Origin of the sequence: Actinophytocola oryzae (genome assembly GCF_004364325.1) — a bacterium.
Lineage (GTDB): Bacteria > Actinomycetota > Actinomycetes > Mycobacteriales > Pseudonocardiaceae > Actinophytocola > Actinophytocola oryzae.
The window spans coordinates 20669-42412 of sequence record NZ_SOCP01000022.1 but is presented as its reverse complement, the minus strand read 5'-3'; the positions used below and the strand labels follow the sequence as shown (position 1 = coordinate 42412).

Annotated in this window: 26 protein-coding genes; 12 read left to right on the top strand and 14 right to left on the bottom strand. The window is 70.9% G+C overall.

Features of this window, described 5'->3' with window-relative positions; all coding sequences use genetic code 11:
- Positions 1–108: 108 nt before the first annotated feature.
- Positions 109–444: a TetR/AcrR family transcriptional regulator gene (locus CLV71_RS39715; protein ID WP_341771707.1), complete on the bottom strand. Its 336-nt coding sequence runs from the start codon at positions 442–444 to the stop codon at positions 109–111.
- An 81-nt stretch (positions 445–525) separates the two neighbouring features.
- Here CLV71_RS39715 and CLV71_RS39710 point away from each other — a divergent pair, with 81 nt between their 5' ends.
- Positions 526–876 (top strand): nitroreductase/quinone reductase family protein, encoded by a 351-nt coding sequence (locus CLV71_RS39710; protein WP_133908098.1) that lies wholly within the window; start codon positions 526–528, stop codon positions 874–876.
- Here the strand turns inward: CLV71_RS39710 and CLV71_RS39705 are convergent.
- The 3 genes from CLV71_RS39705 to CLV71_RS39695 form a co-directional block, all read right to left on the bottom strand.
- Positions 851–2158, bottom strand: coding sequence for a caspase family protein (locus CLV71_RS39705; protein ID WP_133908097.1), 1308 nt, complete (start codon positions 2156–2158; stop codon positions 851–853). The two genes, CLV71_RS39710 and CLV71_RS39705, sit on opposite strands and share 26 nt — an antisense overlap.
- Positions 2142–2507, bottom strand: coding sequence for an effector-associated constant component EACC1 (locus CLV71_RS39700; RefSeq protein WP_133908096.1), 366 nt, complete (start codon positions 2505–2507; stop codon positions 2142–2144). The genes CLV71_RS39705 and CLV71_RS39700 overlap by 17 nt, the downstream gene beginning before the upstream one ends.
- A gap of 216 nt (positions 2508–2723) precedes the next feature.
- Complete coding sequence (locus CLV71_RS39695; RefSeq protein WP_133908095.1) at positions 2724–3458, bottom strand: Fic family protein; 735 nt, start codon at positions 3456–3458, stop codon at positions 2724–2726.
- A gap of 139 nt (positions 3459–3597) precedes the next feature.
- On the opposite strand from CLV71_RS39695, the gene acs reads away from it, so the two are divergent.
- The 5 genes from acs to CLV71_RS39675 all read left to right on the top strand — a co-directional run bounded on the left by acs (position 3598) and on the right by CLV71_RS39675 (position 8725).
- Positions 3598–5586, top strand: coding sequence for an acetate--CoA ligase (gene acs, locus CLV71_RS39690; protein WP_133908094.1), 1989 nt, complete (start codon positions 3598–3600; stop codon positions 5584–5586).
- Positions 5587–5680: 94 nt separating this feature from the next.
- Positions 5681–5806 carry a hypothetical protein gene (locus CLV71_RS50300; protein WP_279588792.1) on the top strand — a complete coding sequence of 42 codons (126 nt, stop codon included), beginning with the start codon at positions 5681–5683 and terminating at the stop codon, positions 5804–5806.
- A complete protein-coding gene (locus tag CLV71_RS39685; RefSeq protein ID WP_133908093.1) occupies positions 5803–6309 on the top strand; it encodes a phage holin family protein in 507 nt (168 codons plus the stop codon). The genes CLV71_RS50300 and CLV71_RS39685 overlap by 4 nt, the downstream gene beginning before the upstream one ends.
- A gap of 20 nt (positions 6310–6329) precedes the next feature.
- Positions 6330–7265, top strand: a complete 936-nt coding sequence (locus CLV71_RS39680; protein WP_133908227.1) for an alpha/beta fold hydrolase — start codon at positions 6330–6332, stop codon at positions 7263–7265.
- Between the two features lie 92 nt (positions 7266–7357).
- Positions 7358–8725 carry an alpha/beta hydrolase gene (locus tag CLV71_RS39675; protein WP_133908092.1) on the top strand — a complete coding sequence of 456 codons (1368 nt, stop codon included), beginning with the start codon at positions 7358–7360 and terminating at the stop codon, positions 8723–8725.
- 1 nt (position 8726) lies between these two features.
- Here CLV71_RS39675 and CLV71_RS39670 read toward each other — a convergent pair whose 3' ends face one another.
- The 4 genes from CLV71_RS39670 to nth are packed head-to-tail and all read right to left on the bottom strand — an operon-like array spanning position 8727 to position 11901.
- On the bottom strand, positions 8727–9911 hold the full coding sequence (locus CLV71_RS39670; protein ID WP_133908091.1) for a MarP family serine protease: 1185 nt from the start codon (positions 9909–9911) through the stop codon (positions 8727–8729).
- 24 nt (positions 9912–9935) lie between these two features.
- The gene (locus tag CLV71_RS39665; RefSeq protein ID WP_133908090.1) at positions 9936–10616 is read right to left on the bottom strand and encodes an NUDIX hydrolase; all 681 of its coding nucleotides are present in this window, start codon (positions 10614–10616) and stop codon (positions 9936–9938) included.
- A complete protein-coding gene (locus CLV71_RS39660) occupies positions 10609–11190 on the bottom strand; it encodes a TlpA family protein disulfide reductase (RefSeq protein WP_133908089.1) in 582 nt (193 codons plus the stop codon). The genes CLV71_RS39665 and CLV71_RS39660 overlap by 8 nt, the downstream gene beginning before the upstream one ends.
- On the bottom strand, positions 11191–11901 hold the full coding sequence (gene nth, locus CLV71_RS39655) for an endonuclease III (RefSeq protein ID WP_133908088.1): 711 nt from the start codon (positions 11899–11901) through the stop codon (positions 11191–11193).
- 179 nt (positions 11902–12080) lie between these two features.
- On the opposite strand from nth, the gene CLV71_RS39650 reads away from it, so the two are divergent.
- The 4 genes from CLV71_RS39650 to dnaN all read left to right on the top strand — a co-directional run bounded on the left by CLV71_RS39650 (position 12081) and on the right by dnaN (position 15964).
- Positions 12081–12371, top strand: coding sequence for a hypothetical protein (locus tag CLV71_RS39650; protein ID WP_133908087.1), 291 nt, complete (start codon positions 12081–12083; stop codon positions 12369–12371).
- A gap of 149 nt (positions 12372–12520) precedes the next feature.
- Positions 12521–13195, top strand: coding sequence for a Crp/Fnr family transcriptional regulator (locus CLV71_RS39645; RefSeq protein ID WP_133908086.1), 675 nt, complete (start codon positions 12521–12523; stop codon positions 13193–13195).
- Between the two features lie 411 nt (positions 13196–13606).
- On the top strand, positions 13607–14839 hold the full coding sequence (locus tag CLV71_RS39640) for an MFS transporter (protein WP_133908085.1): 1233 nt from the start codon (positions 13607–13609) through the stop codon (positions 14837–14839).
- Positions 14840–14869: 30 nt separating this feature from the next.
- Entirely contained in the window at positions 14870–15964 is a 1095-nt protein-coding gene (dnaN, locus tag CLV71_RS39635; protein WP_133908084.1) for a DNA polymerase III subunit beta, read from the top strand.
- A 1-nt stretch (position 15965) separates the two neighbouring features.
- Here the strand turns inward: dnaN and CLV71_RS39630 are convergent, their stop codons facing one another.
- Both CLV71_RS39630 and CLV71_RS39625 read right to left on the bottom strand, forming a co-directional pair.
- Complete coding sequence (locus tag CLV71_RS39630) at positions 15966–16748, bottom strand: MBL fold metallo-hydrolase (RefSeq protein WP_133908083.1); 783 nt, start codon at positions 16746–16748, stop codon at positions 15966–15968.
- Positions 16745–17575 (bottom strand): NUDIX hydrolase, encoded by an 831-nt coding sequence (locus CLV71_RS39625; protein WP_166664459.1) that lies wholly within the window; start codon positions 17573–17575, stop codon positions 16745–16747. The genes CLV71_RS39630 and CLV71_RS39625 overlap by 4 nt, the downstream gene beginning before the upstream one ends.
- 81 nt (positions 17576–17656) lie before the next feature.
- On the opposite strand from CLV71_RS39625, the gene CLV71_RS39620 reads away from it, so the two are divergent.
- The gene (locus CLV71_RS39620) at positions 17657–18550 is read left to right on the top strand and encodes a Gfo/Idh/MocA family protein (RefSeq protein ID WP_133908081.1); all 894 of its coding nucleotides are present in this window, start codon (positions 17657–17659) and stop codon (positions 18548–18550) included.
- On the opposite strand, the gene CLV71_RS39615 is transcribed toward CLV71_RS39620, so the two are convergent.
- From CLV71_RS39615 to sp36, 4 genes are read right to left on the bottom strand one after another with little or no spacing between them, the layout of a single operon-like run.
- Positions 18532–20139 (bottom strand): hypothetical protein, encoded by a 1608-nt coding sequence (locus tag CLV71_RS39615; RefSeq protein WP_133908080.1) that lies wholly within the window; start codon positions 20137–20139, stop codon positions 18532–18534. The genes CLV71_RS39620 and CLV71_RS39615 overlap by 19 nt on opposite strands.
- Before the next feature lie 57 nt (positions 20140–20196).
- Complete coding sequence (locus tag CLV71_RS39610; RefSeq protein ID WP_424923948.1) at positions 20197–20814, bottom strand: hypothetical protein; 618 nt, start codon at positions 20812–20814, stop codon at positions 20197–20199.
- Positions 20811–21269 (bottom strand): RidA family protein, encoded by a 459-nt coding sequence (locus CLV71_RS39605; RefSeq protein ID WP_133908079.1) that lies wholly within the window; start codon positions 21267–21269, stop codon positions 20811–20813. The genes CLV71_RS39610 and CLV71_RS39605 overlap by 4 nt, the downstream gene beginning before the upstream one ends.
- Positions 21266–21421, bottom strand: a complete 156-nt coding sequence (sp36, locus tag CLV71_RS39600; RefSeq protein ID WP_133908078.1) for a Sp36 family protein — start codon at positions 21419–21421, stop codon at positions 21266–21268. The genes CLV71_RS39605 and sp36 overlap by 4 nt, the downstream gene beginning before the upstream one ends.
- A gap of 33 nt (positions 21422–21454) precedes the next feature.
- Here sp36 and CLV71_RS39595 point away from each other — a divergent pair, with 33 nt between their 5' ends.
- Positions 21455–21706: a hypothetical protein gene (locus tag CLV71_RS39595; RefSeq protein WP_133908077.1), complete on the top strand. Its 252-nt coding sequence runs from the start codon at positions 21455–21457 to the stop codon at positions 21704–21706.
- Positions 21707–21744: the final 38 nt, after the last annotated feature.

Genomic DNA, 21744 nt, shown 5'->3' with positions numbered 1-21744 from the left:
GCGGCGCCGGTGGTGGCAGCGGCCCGGCCCGGTCCGCGCGGAAGGCGTCGATCGGGAACGCGACGAGACGCCTGGCCGAGGCAATGGCCACCTCCTGGCGGTCGGCTGTCACGCCGCCGATGGCCCTGAGCAGCAACGCGAGGTCGGCCGATGTGAAGTCGGCACGCAGCCTGCCGCTCTCCTGGGCGCGAGGAAGGCGGTGCTGAAGCCGCGCCAGGGGTCGCGGTCGGCCAGCGCGTCGTCCACGACCGAGACGCACGTGGCGAACTGGTCGGTGAAGACCTCGGTGACCAGGGCTTCCTTCGTGGGGAAGCGACGGTAGAGGGTCACGACCCCGGCGTGGCGGGCGACCGCGGCCATCGGCACCTCGGTCCCCCGCTCCGCGAACAGCGTGCGGGCGACTTCGTGGATGCGGTCGCGGTTACGCAGCGCGTCGACCCGCATGCGAGATGGCTGGGCGCTCATCCTTCTCACTTCAGGGTGAAGTGGACGGGAGGCGCCACTTCTCGGGCTAGCGTGGTCGGCATGCGGAACCAGGGGTCGTTGACGGAACGGTTCGTCGGCCGGACCAACCGGGTGATCGGTGCGCTGCGCCGGTCTCGGCGGTTCGGCCCGATGGTGAGCAGGCACATCACGATCGTCACCTACACCGGGCGGCGCTCCGGGCGCAGCTTCAGCACCCCGGTCGGCTACCGCCGCGACGGTGACACCGTGATGATCGGCGTGAGCATTCCGGACAAGAAGAACTGGTGGCGCAACTTCACCGGCGAGGGCGGGCCACTGTCTCTCGAGCTTGACGGGACCGCCCGCACCGGCCACGCGGTCGCCCACCGTGACGAGAAGGGACAGGTCAGCGTGACAGTGCGGCTCGAGTGAGCCTTGTCGACCGCCGCCTGGAGAGCAGCAGGTAGCCGCACAACCCGGCGACCTCGCTCATGAGAACCACGATGCCGGTGATGGTCATGGCACTGCTGCCGGGCGACGGTTCGCCGAAGACGGACACACCGAGCACCAGTGCACTGAGGGCGAGACCGGACCACACGACGACACACCCCACCACTGACCTGGTGATCAACGGTGGCGCCAGCTCACGCCGTAGCAGCAGCCATCGCGCACGCATGAACCACAGTGGGACCCCGGACACGAGTGTCAGGACGAGTCCTATCCAGAGGGTGCTCAGGTCGTCCCCTGCGGTGCCGTCAGGTCCGTGGGCTCCGGTCACGGTGCCGACCAGTCCTCCGAGGAACATCGCCAGAAACGAGCCTGCCAGGATCCACAGGACCCGCAGCCCGGTCAGCCGGAGCCACTTGTCGGCTGCGGAGTGGCTAGGCCGCATGGCTTCGACGGTGGGTGGCGGCACGAGCAAGGGTGCAGATGGCGGCACGGGGGCGGGCATCGGGGCGGCCTGCGGTGCCCGCCGAGGTGGACGCGGGGCATGGCGTCGGACCAGTAGGTCACCGCTGGTCTCGGTCAGGGCGAGTTTCGGCTCCGGGAGATTCGCCCTGGCGAGTTCCACCGAGACACGCTTGTAGAGGGTGCTCACCGTCAGCGGCTCACCGCTGATCGGGGACCCACGCTCCAGCAGGCGGATCACCTCGCCGGTGAAGGCGGTGTGCCGGTGGCCGGGCGGGGAGAGGGATGTCCTGTTGCGCGGTGAGGACGCCAACACCGCCGAGCCGCGGATCTCGAGTTCCCACTGGCTTATCTCCCCGTCGGACATGATGCCGGCCGCCATGCCCGAGAAGCAGCAGTCGAGGACCAGCAGACTGGCCCTGGAGGGACTGTTCTCCAGGGCCCGCTTCACCGAGTCGAAGGCCACGGCGCTGCCGTCCAGCTCGTCGCGGTCGGTCTGGCCGACCGTCAGGTAGAGCCTGTCCCCCGCGTCGTCCCGCAGTCCGTGACCTGAGTAGTAGACCAGCAGAAAGTCGTTGGTGCCCCGGATCTCTCGTTTGAGGCGGGTCAGGAAGGCGTGCGGCGACTGCGGCTCTTCGAGGATCGAGCAGTTTTCCGGCGCGATTATCCCGGTCTCGGAATGCGTCAACACCGCACGTAGGTCGGCGAGATTGTTCCGCACCGCGGGAAGATCCGAAAGATGTTCGAACCGGCTGGCACCAATGAGTACCGCGCGGGAGTGATCGCGATCAGGCAGGGCGAACATGCTGGCCGTCGAGTGCCTTGAGCAGCTTCTCGGCGTCCGCGCGAGATCCGCATTCGAGGTTGATCTTGTTGCCCTCCGCCGACTCGACCGTGAGGGAGACCTTCGCGTCCGAGCGGCGCCGCGCCAGCCAGTCGAACAGGGACCGGACGAACACCGGTCCCGTGCCGGTGGCCAGTGTGACCAGCACCAGGTCGACCACACCGCCCATCTCGCCCTGCTGGAGAGGCGCGTTCCCGAGGCTCACCCTGCCTTTCAGCTCGTCCTCGTCGCGGAGCCAGCGTGCGAGTCGCCTGATGTCCTCGTCGGCTTCTTCGGCGGGGTCGAGCCGAATTGATACTGATGCGGGCACTGTTCCTCCGTGCTTCAACGCGGACCGCGAAACAATAGCGGCGGAACGCGGAGCACGGTTACACCCAGAAGCGTCGACCACATTCACACGAAAGGTGGGCCGAGACGCCAGAGCATTCTCGGCCCACCCGGGGATTCCCGCTCGGCGAGGAAGGGGGGACTCGCCTGTCTCCAGGTTCCCCTGCCCCGTTAAAGGGCCGCTGGACTCCCGCTGGAGTCAGGCGGGCAGTGCGGCCTCGGCGATGCTCGTCGCCTCGCGCGCGCCCGCCTCGATGGCCTCGCAGCTGAACAGCAGCCAGTCGGTCATGCCGTCCGGGCCGCCCTTCCTGAACGAGCCGAGTGCCTCGCGATACCGATCCGACCTGCGCAGGTAGAACACCTCGGGCACGATCAGGCCCTTCGGGTCCAGGCCCGTCGCGATCATCGTGATCCTGGCGGCGGCCCTGGCGACCACGCCGTTCGCCGAGTCGAACGGGGCCAGCGCGAGCAGTTCACCGTGCACGATCGCGGTCAGGACCGGGCCGGGTACGGACGTGCCGCCCGCGACCAGGCCGGCCAGGATGTCGAGTCTGCGGGACACCGCACGCACGTCGCGTGGCCTGCCGAGGGTCTCGTCGTCCGCGAGGTCGGCGGCGGCCAGCACGTGGAGACGAGCCAGCGCCTGCATGGGTGCCCGCTGCCACACCGGCAGCAGCGGTCCGATCGACTCGCCGATCCGCAGCGCACCCGCGAGGTGCGGCTCGGTGACCTCGCCGGAGTCGGGGATCTCCGCGTCGCCCCCGTCCAACGCGGCCGACGCCCGCGCGGCCCGCACCGACGCCTCCGCCGCCGTCGCGGGCCAGCCTCGCCGGTTCGCCGGGTGACGGTGCACCGCGTCGACCGCCTCGCGTGCGGCGGCCACCACGTCATCGACGCCGGGAAGGTCCAGCAGCGGCGCCAGGGGGTCTGTCACGGAGCGGACCCTACCGGGTGACATCCATCAGTGAACGGGCTACTCATTGGTCTGGACCTCTTCACGTGCTGTCGCCAGGCGTGTTTGATGACTACGGTCGCAGGTGACACACCTGTTGGGGTCGAGGAGGATCCGGATCATGACTGAGCAGTCCGGCCAGGGCCAGACGCTGGACAACCTGCTCACCGAGAGTAGGACGTTCCCGCCGAGCGACGAGTTCGCCCGGCAGGCCAACGCGAAGGCCGAGCTGTACGAGCAGGCTGACGCCGACCGCGAGGCGTTCTGGGCCGAACAGGCCGGGAAGCTGAGCTGGGAGACCTCCTGGGACCAGGTTCTCGACTGGACGAACCCGCCGTTCGCGAAGTGGTTCATCGGCGGCAAGCTCAATGTCGCGTACAACTGTGTGGACCGTCACGTCGAGGCCGGCAACGGCGACCGCGTGGCCATCCACTGGGAGGGCGAGCCCGGCGACGGGCGCACGATCACCTACGCCGAGCTGCAGCGCGAGGTGTCCAAGGCCGCCAACGCCCTGCTCTCGCTCGGCCTCGCGGCAGGCGACCGGGTCGCCATCTACATGCCGATGCTGCCGGAGGCCATCTTCTCGATGCTGGCGTGCGCGCGGCTCGGGCTGACCCACAGCGTGGTCTTCGGCGGGTTCTCCGCGGAGGCGCTGCGCTCCCGCATCGACGACGCCCAGGCCAAGCTCGTGATCACCGCTGACGGCCAGTACCGGCGCGGCAAGCCCGCACCGCTCAAGGCCGCGGTCGACGAGGCCGTCGAGAAGACGCCGTCGGTCGAGCACGTGCTGGTGGTCAGGCGCACCGAGTCGGAGGTCGAGTGGTCGGACGGCCGCGACCTGTGGTGGCACGACGTCGTCGACGGGCAGTCCGACGAGCACACGCCCGAGGCGTTCGACGCCGAGCACCCGCTGTTCATCCTCTACACGTCCGGGACGACGGGTAAGCCGAAGGGCATCCTGCACACCTCGGGCGGCTACCTGACCCAGACCGCGTACACGCACCGGAACGTCTTCGACGTGAAACCGGAGAGTGACGTGTACTGGTGCACGGCCGACATCGGATGGGTGACCGGCCATAGCTACATCGTTTACGGACCGTTGGCGAACGGCGTGACCGAGGTCGTGTACGAGGGCACCCCGAACACGCCCCACGAGGGCAGGCACTGGGAGATCGTCCAGAAGTACGGCGTGACCGTGTACTACACGGCGCCGACGCTGATCCGGACGTTCATGAAGTGGGGCGCGGACATCCCGGCGAAGTTCGACCTCTCGTCGCTGCGGGTGCTCGGCTCCGTCGGTGAGCCGATCAACCCGGAGGCGTGGATCTGGTACCGCGAGACCATCGGCGCGGGCAAGATCCCGGTGGTCGACACGTGGTGGCAGACGGAGACGGGCGCGATCATGATCTCGCCGCTGCCCGGCGTGACGGCCGCGAAGCCGGGTTCGGCCCAGCGTGCCCTGCCGGGCATCTCGGCGAAGATCGTCGACGAGAAGGGCGACGAGGTCGCCAAGGGCGGCGGCGGTTACCTGGTGCTCGACCAGCCGTGGCCTTCCATGCTGCGCGGCATCTGGGGCGACGAGGAGCGGTACAAGGAGACGTACTGGTCACGCTTCGCCGAGCAGGGCTACTACTTCGCCGGTGACGGCGCGAAGTACGACGCCGACGGCGACATGTGGCTGCTCGGCCGGGTCGACGACGTGATGAACGTGTCCGGTCACCGCATCTCGACGACGGAGGTCGAGTCGGCGCTCGTGTCGCACCCGACGGTCGCCGAGGCGGCGGTCGTCGGCGCGACGGACCCGACGACGGGCCAGGGCATCGTGGCGTTCGTGATCCTGCGCGGCGGCGTCGCGGAGGACGAGGCCAAGGGCGAGAAGGCGATCAAGGCGCTGCGCGACCACGTCGCGAAGGAGATCGGCCCGATCGCCAAGCCCCGCCAGATCATGGTCGTGCCGGAGCTGCCCAAGACGCGGTCGGGCAAGATCATGCGCCGCCTGCTCCGCGACGTGGCGGAGAACCGGGAGATCGGCGACGTGACCACGCTGGCCGACTCCTCGGTGATGGACCTGATCTCCGAGGGCATGAAGGGCTCCAGCTCGGAGGAGTGACGACGGTCGCGGGAGGGGTGTCACCGACAGGGTCGGCGGCACCCCTCCCGTGTTGAACAGCCCCGTGTCCGTCGCGGGCGTGGGGGTCGGTGCGTTGACGATGCTGGTCACCTACGTCGTCGGCGTTCTCTTCGCGGTGACCACCGGCCAGAGCCGTTTCGGCGAGTTGTGGCCGCCCGAACAGCCTCTTCGAGCCGCACATGGCACGATGTCGCGGTGACCAGTGCGCGCGAGAACAGCCACGGAAACGGGGCGGGACTGCCGAGGGTTCCGTCGATCCCACTCTCGGACGACGCGAACGCGGCAGCCGACCAGTCCATCGGCGGGCTGGTCAAGGACGCGACCGCGCATCTGTCGACCCTCGTCAGAGGCGAGTTCGAGCTCGCACGCTCGGAGATCGCCAAGGAGGTCAAGAAGGGCCTCACGGGCAGCGTCTTCTTCGTCGTCGCGCTCGTGCTGCTCCTCCTGTTCATCCCGTTTGGACTCGTGGCGCTCTCGCTCGGGTTCAACGACATGTGGGACTTCGAGAACCACCCCTGGTTCGGGTTCCTGCTCGTCTTCGGCGCGGCATTTCTCGGTGCCGGCGCGCTCGCCTGGCTCGGCTGGCGCAGGTTCAAGAAGATCCAGGCGCCCCACCGGACGATCGACTCGGCCAAGAGCACGGTCGCCGCACTCCGACGCAACGGCGACGGCGAGCCCGACCAGCTCGAACGCCGGCTCTGAACGGCAACGCCCTGACCACCATCGTGCGACCCGACCCGTCGACAGTGCGCCTCGACGGGCCGTGGGTGCACCGTGACGTCCACGCGAACGGCATCCGCCTGCACGTGGCCGAGGCGGGCGAGGGACCACTCGTCCTGCTCCTGCACGGGTTCGCCGAGTTCTGGTGGACCTGGCGTCACCAGCTCGGCGCCCTGGCCGACGCCGGCTACCGCACCGTCGCCGTCGACCTGCGTGGCTACGGCGACTCCGACAAGCCTCCTCGCGGCTACGACGCGTGGACACTCGCGGGTGACATCGGCGGGCTGGTCAAGGCGCTCGGTGAGCCACGGGCACACCTCATCGGCCACGCGTGGGGCGGCACACTCGCCTGGACCGTGGCCGCGATGCACCCCAGGCTGGTCCGGTCCGTGACCGCCATGGCCGGGGCACACCCGATGGCACTGCGCCGCGAGATCCTCCGCACCGCGCTGCGCCGCAGGGCGAACAACCAGGCCCGCGCGCTCGGCCACATCTTCCGCGCGCAGGTGCCGATCGCGCCGGAGCGGTGGCTCACCCGCGACGACGCCGCGACGGTGGAGACGTACATGCGCGAGCGCTCCGGTCCCGCGTGGACGGAGACGCCCGACTTCGCCAACGCCGTGGCACGGCACCGCAACGCGATGATGGTCCGCGGTGTCGCGCACAGCGCGCTCGAGTACTACCGCTGGGCCGCCCGCGCGCAGCTGCGTGGTGAGGGCCGCCGGTTCAGCGAGGCCATGCGGCGCAAGATCACCGTGCCGGTCCTGCAGATCGCCGGGGCAGTCGACCCGTGCGTGCTGCCCCGCACGCTGACCGTCTCCGGGAAGTGGGCCACCGGCACGCTCCGCACGCGGACGCTCGACGGCATCGGCCACTTCCCGCAGCAGGAGGCGCCGGTCGCGACGAACCGCCTCCTGACGGAGTTCCTCGCCGGGTAGTAGGGGACATCTCAGGGACTTCCCTGAGACGCCGGGGTAGAGCGCCGCCACATACTCGTCCTTCGGGGAAAGCCGCAGGCAACGGAGGACGTATGAGGCTGGGTTCAGTGCTGCTCACGGCGGCATTGCTCACGGGGTCGACCACCGCGACGGCGACCGCGGCGCCGGCGATCGACTGGCAACCCTGTCGGGACGGCACGACGGTCGAGTGCGCGACCGTGACCGTGCCGATCGACTACGCACGGCCGGAGGCAGGCACGATCGACGTCGCGATCGCCCGCAGCGAGGCGACCGGCCGCAGGCAGGGCACGCTCTTCTTCATGCCGGGCGGCCCAGGCGACTCCGGCGTGGACCGGCTGCTGCGCGGCAACGTGGTCCCCGACGCCGTCGCGGAGCGGTTCGACGTGGTCAGCTTCGACCCGCGCGGCACCAACCGCAGCCATCCGATCATGTGCGACGCGAACCTGGTGGCGGCGATGCCCAACGCCGTCCCGGAGGCGGGCGCGCACCTGGCCGACATCCAGGAGTACGCCCGCGACCTCGGCGCCAGCTGCCGCGAGCACACCGGACCGCTGATCGACCACGTCGACACCGTCAGCGTGGCACGCGACATCGACACGATCCGGGCGGCGCTCGGCGAGCGGCAGCTCACGCTGTACGGCCGCTCCTACGGCACGCTCGCCGGGCAGATGTACGCGGAGAACTTCCCTCGCCGCGTGCGTGGGCTGGTGCTGGACAGCGTGTTCGACCACGGCCTCCCGGTGTCGACGTTCCTGACGACGCAGGTCGCCACGGCCGAGGACTCGTTCACCGAGTTCGCGAAGTGGTGCGCGGCCGACGCCTCCTGCGCACTGCACGGACAGGACGTCGGTCAGGTGTACGGCGAGCTGTGGGACAAGGCGGTCGCAGGCGAGCTGTCACTGTCGCCGATGAACCTGAGCATGGACATCGTCAACCGCTTCTACACGCCGGACTGGCCGGGCACGGCGAACCGCCTCCGGGAGCTGTCCGGCGGGGTGGCGGCGACGCGAGCGGCGACGACCGTCCCGTTCCCCATCCCGGCGTTCTGCGGTGACCAGCGGGTCCGGTTCTCCTCGGAGCGCGAGTGGTTGTCCTTGTGGCACAAGCAGAGCGCGGCGGGACCGACCATCCGCACGCACAACGCGTGGCTCGCGCTGTCGATGTGTTCGGCCTGGCCGGCCGCCACGCCGAACCCGCAGCACGTCACGGACATCGACCGCGGCGTCCCACCGGTGCTGATTCTGAACTCGCTCCACGATCCGGCGACCAGCTACGAGTGGGCGAAGGACGTACACCGGCAGATCGACCGGAGCGTGCTGCTCACCTACGACGGTTGGGGCCACGGCGTCACCACCCGCACCGACTGCACGAAGGCCGTGTTCACGGACTACGTCGTGCACGGCAGGACACCGCGCCCCGGCACGCACTGCGCGGCGTGAACTAGGCCGCGCAGGCGCCGGTCGCCACCGCACGGGACAGTCCCGGGGCCGCCTTCACCTCGTCCGACACCTCGGCGGCGGTCAGGGCGAAGCCGGTCTCGGACTGGTCCGTCGCGGCACCGAAGATCACGCCGATCACCCGGCCCTGCGCGTCGACCAGCGGACCGCCCGAGTTGCCGCTCTGCACCAGCGCCCGCAGCGTGAACACCTCGCGCCGCACCTGGTTCGTGTCGTAGATGTCCGGGCCGTTCAGGATGATCTGGTCACGGACCCTGGCCGCCGCCGCGCGGTACGGGCCGTCCAGCGGGTAGCCGAGCACGATCCCGTCCTGGCCGGACTGCGCGGGCTGGCCGGCGAAACGCAGCACCGGCGCGGTCAGGCCGGGCACGGCGAGCACGGCGATGTCGGTCTCCGGGTCGTACAGCACGACCCGCGCCTCCAGCTCGCCGTCGTCGGTCTCGATGACCGCCGAGGTCGTGCCCGCGACGACGTGCGCGTTGGTCATGACCCGCTCCGGCGCGACCACGAAGCCGCTGCCCTCCAGTGCCCGTGAGCAGGACGGCGCCCGCGCGTGGATCTTCAGGACGGACGGGCGCACGTTCTGCACGACCGCGCTGTTCTGCAGTGCCGGGTCCGGGGGCGCGACCTCGCGGTTGGGCGTGTGGTCGAACGGGTCGACGACCTCGGGGAAGCCGGAGACGTCCAGCAGGCGGCGCAGCTCGTCGGGCAGGTCCTGCGCGGCCTGCGGCATGACCCTGTCGACGCCGCCGAGGATGGTCGAGTTGCGGATGGCGGACGCGAGGTCCGGCAGGCCGCCCACGGTGACCAGCGGCAACGCGATCAGCCAGGCGACCACGAACACGACGGCGCCCTGCACGATCGCGCCGAGCGCGTTGTCCACCCCGGCCAGCCGGGGGGACTTGATCCGCTGGCGGAGGCTGCGGCCGAGCCACACGCCGAGCGTCTCCCCCAGCGCGACGAGCAGCACGAAGATCGCCACGGCGAACGCGACCCTGGTCGGCGTCGACTCGATGTACCGCACCACGAGCGGCGCGATCTTGATGCCTGCGATGGCCCCGAGCAGCACCCCGATGAACGCGGGCAGCGCCGTGATCACGCCCTGCCGCGCACCCGAGATCGCGGCCAGGATCGCGAGCAGGATCACGACCAGGTCTACCCAGTTCACTCGTTCAGTCCTCCCCGACGCGTGTCAGCCCACTGAACGCCAAGCGGCGTCAAGGTCTCGTATGACCGAACCGTCCCAGGGCCGCTCCCAGCCGCCGAGTTGCAGCAGCAGGGTCAGCAGGGCGGCAGTGAAGCCCCACACGAGCATTCCAGGCAGCGCGAAGGCGGGACCAAGGAACCCCGACGCCGGATGCCTGCAAGTGAAACGGTTGGCCGGGTCGGCCAGTTCAGCGAGCGGCACCCGCGCCACCGCCGCGCTCTCCTCGGGGTCGACGGCCCAGACGCGGCTCGGCGCCACCCAGTGCGCGAGCACGGGGGTGACGTGGAAGCCCGAGACCGGGATGTGCAGCTGCGGCAGGACCGCCAGCGGTCGCACACCCGACGGGTCGAGGCCGGTCTCCTCGACGGCCTCGCGCAGCGCGGTGGCGACCGGGCCGTCGTCCTCCGGCTCGCGGGAGCCACCGGGGAACGCGACCTGGCCGGAGTGTGCGCCGCCCCGGTCGGCCCGCAGCTGCAGCAGCACGTCGGGGCCGCGCGTCTCGTGCTCGCCGAGCAGGATCAGCACGGCGGCGTCGCGGGCGTCCGCGGGTGGCGGGGCGACCTGGTGGGGGTAGGCGTCCGGGTCGAGGTCGAGGGTGGCCTCGACGACCGGCCGCAGCCAGTCGGGCACGGTCGCGGGATCGACGAGTGGTCCCCGGTCAGCCACCGACCGCCTGCCTGACCTCGTCGACCGACTCGAACACCCTCGGGTTCTCGATCAGCGTGACCTTGCCGTCCCTGACCAGGTAGGACGCCGGGAGACCGACCGGGTGGAGCTTCTTCATCGCCGTGCCGCCCTCGTCGAGCAGCGCGGGCAGCCGCACCTCGAGCGCGGTGAGCAGCTCCAGCGCGTCGGCGGGCCGCGACTCCACGCCGAGGGTGACGACTCTCACGGCGCCGGGCTCGCGTGCGTACTGGTCGAGGACCGGCAGCTCCGTCTTGCACGGCTCGCACCAGGTGGCCCACATGTTCACGAGAACGGTTCCCTCCAAGGCCTTCGCGACGTCGACCGGGCTGCCGTCGCCGAGGCACTGCGCGGTGATCCCCCGCAGGTCCTCGGGGCCCTGGCCGCTCGTGGGGCAGGCGGGCAGGTCGGCCTCGGCACGTGCCCGCGTGAGGTCCGGGGCGCTCTGGGTGGCCTCCGCCGGGGCGGGCACGGTCGCGGAGCGCGGCCAGATGGCGACCACACCGGCGATCATCAGGATCACCGCCGCGATGGCCCACCGCACCCCGTGCCGCATCTACACGCGTCCCGGCTTGTAGCCGTTGCGGACCTTCTCCGCCAGGTCGAGCAGCTCGGGCGCCTCGGGGCCCTTGACGAGCTTGGCCGCCTCCTCGAACCCGGTCGGCCCGGCGCCGAACGACGGGCAGTCCTTGGCGAGCACGCACGCGCCGCAGGCGGGCTTGCGTGCGTGGCACACCCGGCGGCCGTGGAAGATCACCCAGTGGGACAGCATCGTCCAGTCCTTCTTGGGGACCAGCTCGGCGATCGCGAACTCGACCTTGACCGGGTCCTCCTCCTCGGTCCACTCCCAGCGCCGCACGAGCCTGCCGAAGTGCGTGTCCACGGTGATGCCGGGGATGCCGAACGCGTTGCCCAAGATGACGTTCGCGGTCTTGCGGCCGACACCGGGCAGTGTGACGAGGTCGTCGAGCTTGTTGGGGAGCACGCCGCCGAACCGCTCCACGAGTGCGGTGCCGAGGCCGATCAGCGAGGTCGTCTTGTTCCGGTAGAAGCCGGTCGGCCGGATCAGCTCCTCCATCTCCGTGCGGTCGGCACCCGCGTAGTCCGCCGCCGTCCTGTAGCGCCTGAACAGGGCGGGCGTCGTGAGGTTGACGCGCGCGTCGGTGCTCTGCGCGGAGAGGATCGTGGCGACCGCCAGCTCCAGCGGCGTCGTGAAGTCCAGCTCGCAGTGGGCGTTCGGGAACGCCTCCGCCAGAACCCGCGTCATCCTGCGGGCGCGTCGAACGAGTGCGGTGGCTGGTGGTTTGACAGACTCGGTTCGGGGTTGCTGTCGGGTAGCGGGCGGCACCCCGCTAGCCTACGGGCCTCGGTACAACCTCTTCGGTGCCATGGACGTCTACCCACTTGAGGACCCTTCGTCCCAGCTGACCTGAGCGAGGATCAACTATGGCTGTCTGGTTCGTGTTCGCCGTTCCGATCGTCGTGATGGTCTTCGCGCTGTTCATGGAGCGCGTGGAGACCCGGTTACGACCGGGCTCGGTTCGCGAGGACGAGGTTGAGGCCTTCCTCGACAACCCGAGCCCCGACGAGGTCCGGGCCCTCTACGGGCACGGCATCGGCCGTGCGCTCGAGCTGTTCCGGGTGCGTCGCCGCCGTGGCAGGGCGCGAGCACGCAAGGTGATGAACGCACCGACGGTCGTGATCCCCATCCCCGAGTCGCTGAGGCAGCATCGCTGACACCTCGACATAGCGGACGAAACCTACTGGCCGACATACCGGCCGGTACGCCCTGCGAGGTGATCCACCGCACAAGCTCTACACTCCCAGGAGTGATCAGGGCGTTGTTGCCGCTGGTCGCGCCTCATTCTGATTCGGGAGGGACGCAGGTGGACGAGACCCTTGCCAGGGCCGGCATCTTCCAGGGTGTCGAACCAGCCGCCGCTGAAGCGCTCGCTCAGACGCTCGAAACCGTCGAGTTTCCGCGTGGGCACGTGATCTTCGCGGAGGGCGAGCCCGGCGACCGTCTGTACATCATTCAGTCGGGCAAGGTGAAGCTCGGCCGCAAGTCACCGGACGGCCGGGAGAACCTGCTCGGGATCTTCGGTCCGGCGGACATGTTCGGCGAGCTGTCCATCTTCGACCCTGGGCCGCGCACGTCGACCGCGACGACCGTGACCGAGGTCGTCGCGCGGACGATGGACCGCCCTGCCCTGCGGCAGTGGATCGCGACGCGCCCGGAGATCGCCGAGCAGCTGCTGCGGGTGATCGCCCGCAGGCTCCGCCGCACGAACGGGATGCTCGCGGACCTGATCTTCACCGACGTGCCCGGCCGCGTGGCCAAGGCGCTGCTGCAGTTCGCTCAGCGCTTCGGCAGCCAGGAGGCAGGCCTGCTGCGGGTCATGCACGACCTCACGCAGGAGGAGATCGCCCAGTACGTCGGCGCGTCGCGGGAGACGGTCAACAAGGCCCTCGCCGACTTCGCCCACCGCGGCTGGCTGCGGCTCGAGGGCAAGAGCGTGCTGATCCTGGACCCGGAGCGGCTCGCGCGCCGCGCCAGGTAGTACCGGACCCAGGAAGGGCCCGCGAGTTCGCTCGCGGGCCCTTTCGCGTGCCTGGGGGCAACCTGTGGACAACCTCGTCGGCCCTTGTGGACAATCCGTGGAAAGCAAAGGAGCCGGACGCCGCCCCCGACGCGGCGTTCCGGCTCCTCGCGCGTGCGCCATCCCCCGACGGCACACGCTTCCCCGCCCTCCAACCATTAGGCCCCGACCCATGTCAGCCGGAGGGAGCTTCTTCAGTTGAAACGCCGTCCCGGCGCGGTTCGTTACCCCGCGAGCGGGAGGAAGTCTTTCTGGACGTGAGGACTCCCGCGGGTACCCGCTCGTTGTGCGATCTGAACCTGTCGTTACCGGACCGTGATGTTCCGCAAAATTATTGGTACTTGCGTACCATAACCTGCCACACTGGTACGTGTGTCCAACTCCGCCAGCATCGCCGACTTCCGCGCAGCGCTGACCACACCGGGCGCGCGCACGCCCGTCCTCGCATCGTTGCTGGCCAGGATGCCGATCGCCATGGTCGGCCTGGCACTGCTCCTCTACGTACAGCGGGAGACCGACTCGTTCGCCGTCGCGGGCTTCGTGTCCGCCGGGACGCTCGTCGGCGTCGCCATCGGCGCGGTCGGGCAGGGGCGGATCATGGACCGCACCGGGCCCACCCGCCCGCTCCTCGTTGCCTCCGGGCTGTTCGTGGCCACTGTGGTGGCCGAGATCGTGGCCATCGAGACACGGCAGCACGCGGTGGCCCTGGTCGGACTCGGGTGGCTGATCGGCCTGACGCAACCGATGATCAGCTCCGCGTCACGGGCACTGTGGACACATCTCCTGCCACCCGGTCCGGCCCGCCAGGCCGCGATCGCGTACGAGGCGATCAGCCTGGAGGTGTTCTTCATCCTGGGGCCCGCGCTGGCCGGCATCCTCGTGGCCGCGCCGTGGGCGGGCACGGCCCTCGTGGCCAGCGCGGTCTGCATGACGGTCGGCGCGGTCGGGTTCGCGTTGAGCGCCGTCGTGCGTGCCGTCCGACCCGCACCTCGTGGCGGCGGGTCACTGCTCGGCGCGCTGGGGACACCCGGCATGCGCACGGTGGCGCTCGCCGCGCTCGGCTTCGGCGTGACGGTCGGGTTCGTCGAGGTCGCGATCCCGGCGGCGGCGACGAACGCGGGATACGCGCCGCTCGGCGGCATGATGCTGGCGGCGTGGTCGCTGACGTCGGTGGTGTTCGGCGTGTTCTACGCGGCGCGCCCGTGGCCGCGGCAGACGAACCTGCGGCTGCCGTTCCTGCTCGGCGTGTTCGCGTTGTTCGTCGCGCCGATGGCGATCCCGTCGAGCCTGCTGGGGCTGGCGCTGCTGTCGCTGGTCGCGGGCATGTGGATCACCCCGCAGTCGACGACCCACTCGATGTCGATCGACGTGGTCGCGCCGGGCGGGACGGCCACGGAGGCGTTCGGCTGGATCGTCACGTCGGTGACGCTCGGGCTCGCGGGTGGACAGTCGACGAGCGGGTACCTGGTGGAGCACGTCGGTGTCTGGGCGTCGTTCCTGTCCTCCAGCGTGGCCGGGCTGGCCATCGCGGTCGCGGTGTGGCTGCGCAGGCACACGATCGTGGAACAGCGGCTCCCGGCACCTTCACTGGTCACCGCCGCCTGACTGTCGGTGCACCGGTCTACCTTGTTCGCCATGGACCTCACCGTCACCACCGCGGAGCTGGCCGGCGCCGCGTCCGCGCTGGTCAAGCTCGTCCCCGGCAGGCTCATCGACCCGGTCCTGTCCGGGCTGCTCCTGACCGCGTCGCCGGACGGCGTCGCGGTCGCGGCCAACGACCGGGAGCGGGCGGCGCAGGTCTCCCGTTCTGCCGTCGTGCACACGGAGGGTCGGGTGCTGGTGCCTGCCAGGCCCCTGGCCGACACGTTGCGGGCTCTGGAGCAGGAGCAGGTCCGGCTGGTGGTGGAGGGCTCGAAACTCGCGATCCGGGCGCCAGGTGCCCGCTATGCACTGCCGCTGCTGGACGCGGACGTGCACCCGGGGGTCGGTACCGCGCCCGCCGTGGCCGGTTCCGTGGCCGGTGCGATGTTCGCCTCGGCGCTGTCGACGGTGGTGCTCGCGGCGTCGCGGGACGACGCGCTGCCGATGTTCACGGGGGTCCGGATCCGGTCGGAGGGTGACCGACTGGTCCTGGTGTCCACCGACCGCTACCAGATGGCGCTGGCCTCGCTGCCGTGGTCGCCTGCCGGGAGTCCGGTGGACGCGCTGGTGCCCGCGAGCCTGCTCGGTGAGCTGGCCAGGCAGCTGCCGTCCGGTCCGGTGACCGTCCACGCGGACCGGGACCGCTTCGGGCTGGGGTGGGCCGGGGCCCTGGTCACCACGGCCGTGCTGGACGGTTCGTTCCTGCACGAGTCGAAGATCCACCTGTCCGACGTGGACACGGTGGTGACGCTCGACGCGGACGCACTGGCCGGTGCCGTTCGCCGGGTGGGGCTCTACGCGGACGCCAGGCGGGTGCTGCTGGTCGAGATCGGCGACGGTGAGATCCGGCTCCGCGCGGCCGACCAGCAGGCCGGTGAGGCGGAGGAGTCGGTCAAGTCCACCGTGGAGGGCGGGAGGACCGGCCAGGCCTACCAATCGCGGTTCCTGACCGACGCGCTCCGCTGCTTCGCCGGTCGGGAGGTTCGGATGGAGATCCAGCCCGGCATGCGGGCGACGGTCTTCTCCTCGGTCGAGGAGGTCGAGCCATCGGTCCGCTACGTGGTGATGCCCATGCTGCCGCCGAGGTGAGCTACTCGGCCTCGCCGGTGGTGCGGAGGTAGTCCAGCTGGGCGCGGACCGACCACTCGGCCGGCGCCCACAAGGACTCGTCCACATCGCGGTAGACGTGTTCCACCACCTGGCGAGCCGTCGCTCCGGGGCCCAGCTCCCCCAGGGCGGCTCTGACCTGGTTCAGGCGTGCCTCCCGGTGGGTCAGGTACTCCTGGGCCGTCACGGCCGCGTCCGGAAGCTCAGGGCCGTGGCCGGGCAGCGCCAGCGTCTCCTCCGGCAGGGCTGTCAGGCGGCGCAGTGACGTCAGGTAGGCGCCCAGGTCCGAGATCACCGTCGTGCCCCTGCCGAGCACGGAGTCGCCCGTCAGCACCGCGCCGTCCAGCCGCAGGCAGATCGAGTCCTCCGAGTGCCCTGGCGTGTGCAGCACCTCCATGGACAGGCCCGCCGCCGCCAGTACCTCGCCGTCGGTCAGGGGCGGGGCGTCGGCGCACAGCGTCGGGTCGAACGCGCGGATCGGGGCGTCGACCCGCGCGGCGAGCCACGGCGCGCCCTGCACGTGGTCGAGGTGGTGGTGGGTGACGAGGATCAGCTCGACCTCGCCTGCCGCCTCGGCCACCCGTGTCAGGTGGGGGACGTCCTCGTAGCCGGGGTCCACCACCACGCAGCCGGACGCGCCCGGGGCACGCAACAACCACGTGTTGGTGCCCTCCAGGGTCATCGAGCCCGGGTTGTCCTCCAGGACAACCCCCGCGGTCGGGGTCACCTGGCGCAGTTCGCCGTAGGCGGGGTGTTGTCCGGTCATCGGCCCAACCTGTCTTCCCCGCGGGCGTCCAGGTGGTTGGCCGCCTCGTCGTAACGGGGGTCGCCGGGGAGGACGACGCGGAGCACGCCGTCCTCACGGGTCACGCGCGGCATCAGCTTGGTGATCACGCGCTCCCGTGCCATCGCCTCGGCCACCGTGCCGCACTCCTCCAGCTCGGCGAGCGTCGTCCACGTCGGTGGGAGCAGGCCGCTGTTCCCGGCCTTCCAGTCGTCCAGAGCCTCGCTGGGCCGTTGCCAACGAGCGTCCTGGGCCTCCGTGGTCTCGCCGTCGGCACGCTGGCCGGTCGGGAGCTGGGCCAGGAAGAACTTCGCGTCGAAGCGGCGGACCTCCTGCTCGGGCGTGACCCAGTCGGCCCACGGGCGGAGCAGGTCGGCCCGCAGGACGAGGCCAGCCTCGGCCAGGAACCCAGCCAGTGACAGCTCCCGGTTGACCAGCTGGGCGCGGGCCTCGGCGTACGGCCGCACGTCCGCCACGACACTGGTCTCGTCCGGGCCGGCCAGCAGCACGCCGGACTCCTCGAACGTCTCCCGCACGGCCGCGCACACCAGCGCCCGCGCGAGGCCGACGTCACAGGAGAACCTCGACGCCCACCAGGCGGGTGTCGGGCCGTGCCACGCGACGGAGGTGTCCGCGTCGCGGCGGTCGACGCCACCGCCGGGGAACACCGTCATGCCGCCCGCGAAGGCCATGCCCGTCACGCGGCGCTGGAGGAAGACCTCCAGCCCGGCCTCGGTGTCCCTGACGAGCATCACGGTCGCCGCGTCCTTGGGCGTCACGGGTGGGTCAGGCGGCGACGGCGGCACCATCTCGGAGGGCAGTCGCAACTCCTTCGGCAGCTCACGCACGTCGAGAGCCTACTTCCGCACCCGACCGGCAGGATGTGTTCCATGACTGGAGACACGTTGCGGGTGGGCCTCGCCGGGGCCGGGCCGTGGGCGCACAAGGTGCACGCGCCCGGCATCGCCGCGCACCCCGGGACCAGCCTCGCCGCGGTCTGGGCCAGGCGTGGCGAGGCCGCGGCGGAGCTGGCCGGCCCGGCCGGTGCGCTCGCGACGACCGACTTCGACGAGCTGCTCGCGGCGGTGGACGCGGTCGCCTTCGCCGTGCCGCCCGCGGTGCAGGCGCCGCTCGCGGCCAGGGCCGCCGAGGCGGGCAAACACCTCGTCCTGGAGAAGCCCGTCGCGGCCGACGAGGAAGGAGCGACCGCGCTCGTCGACGCCGTCGAGCGCGCCGGGGTGGTCACGGCGATGGTGCTGACCTTCCGGTACGGCACGGCGACCAGGGCGTGGCTCGACCAGGTGCACGCGGTCGAGGACTGGGTGGGCGGCGAGGCACGCTGGTTCTCCGGCACGCTCGTCGACACCCAGTACGAGGGCTCAGGATGGCGGCACGACGGCGGCGCGCTCGCCGACATCGGGCCACACGTGTTCGACCTGCTCGATGCCGCACTCGGCACCGTCGAGGCGGTCGAGCACGCGCGGTTCACGCCGCCGGGGCTGTGGCACGTCACGCTCGGCCACGAGAACGGCAGGCTCAGCACCGCCACGCTGTCCATGCACACGCCGGTGGTGCCCGCGGTCACCGACTTCGCCGTGCACGGGCCTCGGGGGTTCCTGCCCTTCGACGCGAGCGGCGACTCGGCCGACCGCTACGCGACCCTGCTCGACGACTTCACCCGCCACGTGGCCGACGACAAGGCCGAGCACCCGCTGGACGTGCGGCGCGGGATGCACCTCCAGCGACTGCTCGGCCAGGTCGAAGCTCAGGTGGCCGACGGGTAACCCTGGTCGTGCGGCGGGCCCCCGTTGATGATCATCGGGCCGTTCGGCTGGTTCGGGTGGTCGTACGGGCCCGCAGTGGCGGGTTTGCCGTGCCGTCCGGACCTGTCGACCCGCCACGAGCCCGAGCTGTTCGCGGGTGGCGGGTCCTGCTGCTCCCGCCGCGCCAGCTCGTCCTGCAGCTCCTTCAGGAGGTTGCGCTCCTGCGTGTTGAGGATGTCGTCGACGAACGCCTGCGAGTGCTTGTCCACGCCGCCGGTCTGCACCGGCGCGGGGGCAGGCGCGAGACGCGGCCTCGACGGCGGGTCGTGCGACTCGACACGCCTCGGTTCCTCACGGCGCCGGGGCAACGGCGTCGGCGACGGGCGGGACTCGATGCGGAGCTCCTCCCGCATGCCAGGCGGCTCGTCCGGCGCGGGTTCCACGGCCCGGACCGGCTGCGGCGCGGGCTCGGGTGCGAACGGGTCGCTGCGCACGGCCTCGACCCTGGGCAGCTCCACGGGGAACGGCTCGCGCACGACGTCCGCCGGCGGGTCGTCCCCGACCGGACCGGCCACGATCGGCGACACGAGCGTCTGCTCGGCAGGTGACACGTCGCTGAACGGCGGGTCCTTGCGCAGCGGCACCTCGGCGTCGAGCCGGGGCGCGTCCACCGCGGGCGGCAGGTCCGGCACCACCGAGATCCGCGGCTGGGGCTCCGCGTGCGGCGACTCCGCACGCGGCGGCTCGACCCTCGGCGGCTCGACACGTACCGGCTCGGCACGCGGCAGCTCCGCACGCGCCGGGGGGACGTGGACCTGCTCGTGCGGCACCGACGACACCCTCGCCGGCTCCAGCCGAGGCGGCTCCGGAGCCGTGGTCACTCTCGTCGCCTCGGCACGTGCCGGTGCGATTCTCGCCGCCTCGTACGCCGGCTCCACCCGAGGGCGGTTGAAGCCGGGACCGTCAAAAGGGATCTGTCGCGCGTTCCGCATCGCCTCCCGGTGGTATTCGCCGGGCTCGACGCCGTCCATCAGCACCTCGACCGACGCGCGGATCCCGGAGCGCCGCAGCGCGTCCTCCACGCGGTAGGCGGTGGCGGGCGGGAAACCGCCCGGCCCGATCCCCACGAGCACCAGCAGGTGCGGCACCGGCCCGGAGGACGGACCGGCAGGCGTCAGCCGCCACACGCACCACATCGACCGCACGTCCGGCAGGACGCCCAGCACCGAACGCACCGCGTCGGCGACGCCCCGCTCGGGCTCGCGGCCCTCGACGGACCCGAACGCGAACCGGTGCCGACCGATGTTCATCCGGTCGGTGACCATGATCCGGTCGATCACGGCCTGGTCGAGGTAGGTGTCGTTGAACAGCGTCGCCAGCTCGGCGTGCTGCTCGTGGGTGAGCACCACCCGTCCGGCGGCGAGGCACCCGGCGAGGAACTCCAGCGACCGGTCCAGCTCGGCGGACGCCAGCATCTGACGGGCGTCCGCCAGCGCGTCGTCGTCCAGCCGCCCTGCCAACGACAGCAGCAGATCATGTATTCGGACCGGCAACGCGACGCCTGGACGGCTCGCGGCCCCCGGTCCTACCCCCCGCGCGACCTGTGTCACGGTCGGCTCCTTCCCAGCTTCTCGTCGACATCGACGGCCTGTGCTGGAGAGCTGGTCTCACCCCTGGTGCACGATCACCCCTGGCAGCAGCGGCTCGGAGGCCGCCAGTGCCGCGCGGTGATAGGGCGGCAGGTCGATGCCCTCCGGCATGACCTCGACACCCGGTTCGTACGTACCAAGAGCACGCAGCACTCGCTGCAGCTCCCCGGTCAACCGAGCGCAGTCCGTCGATGCCGTGACGAGCACGATCCTGGTGGCTGGTGCCACCCCGGAACGGTGTCGTCGCCAACTCCCACGCACGTCGACCAACTCGGACCGGCCGTGGAGAACCGCCCCGAGCACTACTGCTTCGGAATCACCCATGTTCACCCGTTCGGGCGACTCCGAGGTGAATGTGTAGTCGACTTCGTCGATTTGGTCCACCCAGGGAACCGCGTGTAGTCGCCCGGCATCGGCGCCCGCGTCGAGCAAAGCGGCGTTGAGCAGCAGTGACTCACGCGCCGTGATCGCAACACGTTCTCTGAGCAATGTAAGCGGAAGAGCGCGTGCGAGCGCGTCGAGCGCCCCGCCCGCGAGCCAGTCCCGCAGCCGCCACAGCTGGCGGTCCGGCAACCGGCCCGCCAGGCGCAGCAAGAGCTCGTGACACGCGGCCGTCCGGTCGTCCACCTCTGTCACTCCCCCACCTCCACGATCAGCTCGACCTCCACGGGCACACCGAGCGGCAGCTCGGCCACCCCCACAGCGGACCTCGCGTGCTGGCCGACGTCTCCGAAGACCTCGCCGAGCAGTTCCGACGCGCCGTTGACGACACCGGGCTGACCGGTGAAGCCCTCGGCGGACGCCACGAACCCGACGACCTTGACCACCCGTGTCACGGCGTCCAGCCCGACGAGCGCGTCCACGGCGGCGAGCGCGTTGAGCACGCACGTGCGGGCGTGGCCCTTGGCCTCCTCCGGGCTGACCTCGCGGCCGACCTTGCCGGTCGCGGCGACCTTCCCGTCGACGAACGGCACCTGGCCCGCGGTGAACACCAGCGAACCGGACCGGACGGCGGGCACGTAGGCGCCGGCGGGTGCCGGCACGGTCGGCAGCGCGATCCCCAGCTCGCCGAGGCGCGCGGTCCAGCTCACGGCTTCGGCCGCTTCAGGTAGGCCACCATCTGCTCACCGGTCGGCCCTGGCAGCACGCTCACCAGCTCCCACCCGTCCTCGCCCCACTGGTCGAGGATCTGCTTGGTCGCATGGATCAGCAGTGGCACCGTGGCGTACTCCCACTTGGTCATGGTGCGCGACTCTATCCCGGTACGTTGAGGGGCGTGGAGGGATGGCGGTTGATAGCCGGCGCACTGCTCGCCGTGGGCGGAATCGTGCTGATGCTCCTCACCATGGCAAGGGTGCGCGAACGCAGGGACGCGACCGGTGGCGACGTGGCGGTGGCCGGGGCGATCTCGTTCGTCGTCCTCGCGATCCTCGTCGCGCTCGTGCTGCTGGTCCTGCCCGCGGTCGTCGCGTGGGCGGCGGTCGTGGTGGTCGGGGTCACGGTGACCGTGATGATGCTCGCTAGTTAGGCCCTTCCGTGAGCGCCCGGTGGATGAGTCCACATACC

Bases quoted from the DNA above. Each gene is read 5' to 3' on its own strand.
- CLV71_RS39715 (WP_341771707.1), bottom strand. From the start codon at position 444: ATGCGGGTCGACGCGCTGCGTAACCGCGACCGCATCCACGAAGTCGCC.
- CLV71_RS39710 (WP_133908098.1), top strand. From the start codon at position 526: ATGCGGAACCAGGGGTCGTTGACGGAACGGTTCGTCGGCCGGACCAAC.
- CLV71_RS39705 (WP_133908097.1), bottom strand. From the start codon at position 2,158: ATGTTCGCCCTGCCTGATCGCGATCACTCCCGCGCGGTACTCATTGGT.
- acs (WP_133908094.1), top strand. From the start codon at position 3,598: ATGACTGAGCAGTCCGGCCAGGGCCAGACGCTGGACAACCTGCTCACC.
- CLV71_RS39675 (WP_133908092.1), top strand. From the start codon at position 7,358: ATGAGGCTGGGTTCAGTGCTGCTCACGGCGGCATTGCTCACGGGGTCG.
- CLV71_RS39660 (WP_133908089.1), bottom strand. From the start codon at position 11,190: ATGCGGCACGGGGTGCGGTGGGCCATCGCGGCGGTGATCCTGATGATC.
- nth (WP_133908088.1), bottom strand. From the start codon at position 11,901: ATGACGCGGGTTCTGGCGGAGGCGTTCCCGAACGCCCACTGCGAGCTG.
- CLV71_RS39650 (WP_133908087.1), top strand. From the start codon at position 12,081: ATGGCTGTCTGGTTCGTGTTCGCCGTTCCGATCGTCGTGATGGTCTTC.
- dnaN (WP_133908084.1), top strand. From the start codon at position 14,870: ATGGACCTCACCGTCACCACCGCGGAGCTGGCCGGCGCCGCGTCCGCG.
- CLV71_RS39630 (WP_133908083.1), bottom strand. From the start codon at position 16,748: ATGACCGGACAACACCCCGCCTACGGCGAACTGCGCCAGGTGACCCCG.
- CLV71_RS39625 (WP_166664459.1), bottom strand. From the start codon at position 17,575: ATGGTGCCGCCGTCGCCGCCTGACCCACCCGTGACGCCCAAGGACGCG.
- CLV71_RS39620 (WP_133908081.1), top strand. From the start codon at position 17,657: ATGACTGGAGACACGTTGCGGGTGGGCCTCGCCGGGGCCGGGCCGTGG.
- sp36 (WP_133908078.1), bottom strand. From the start codon at position 21,421: ATGACCAAGTGGGAGTACGCCACGGTGCCACTGCTGATCCATGCGACC.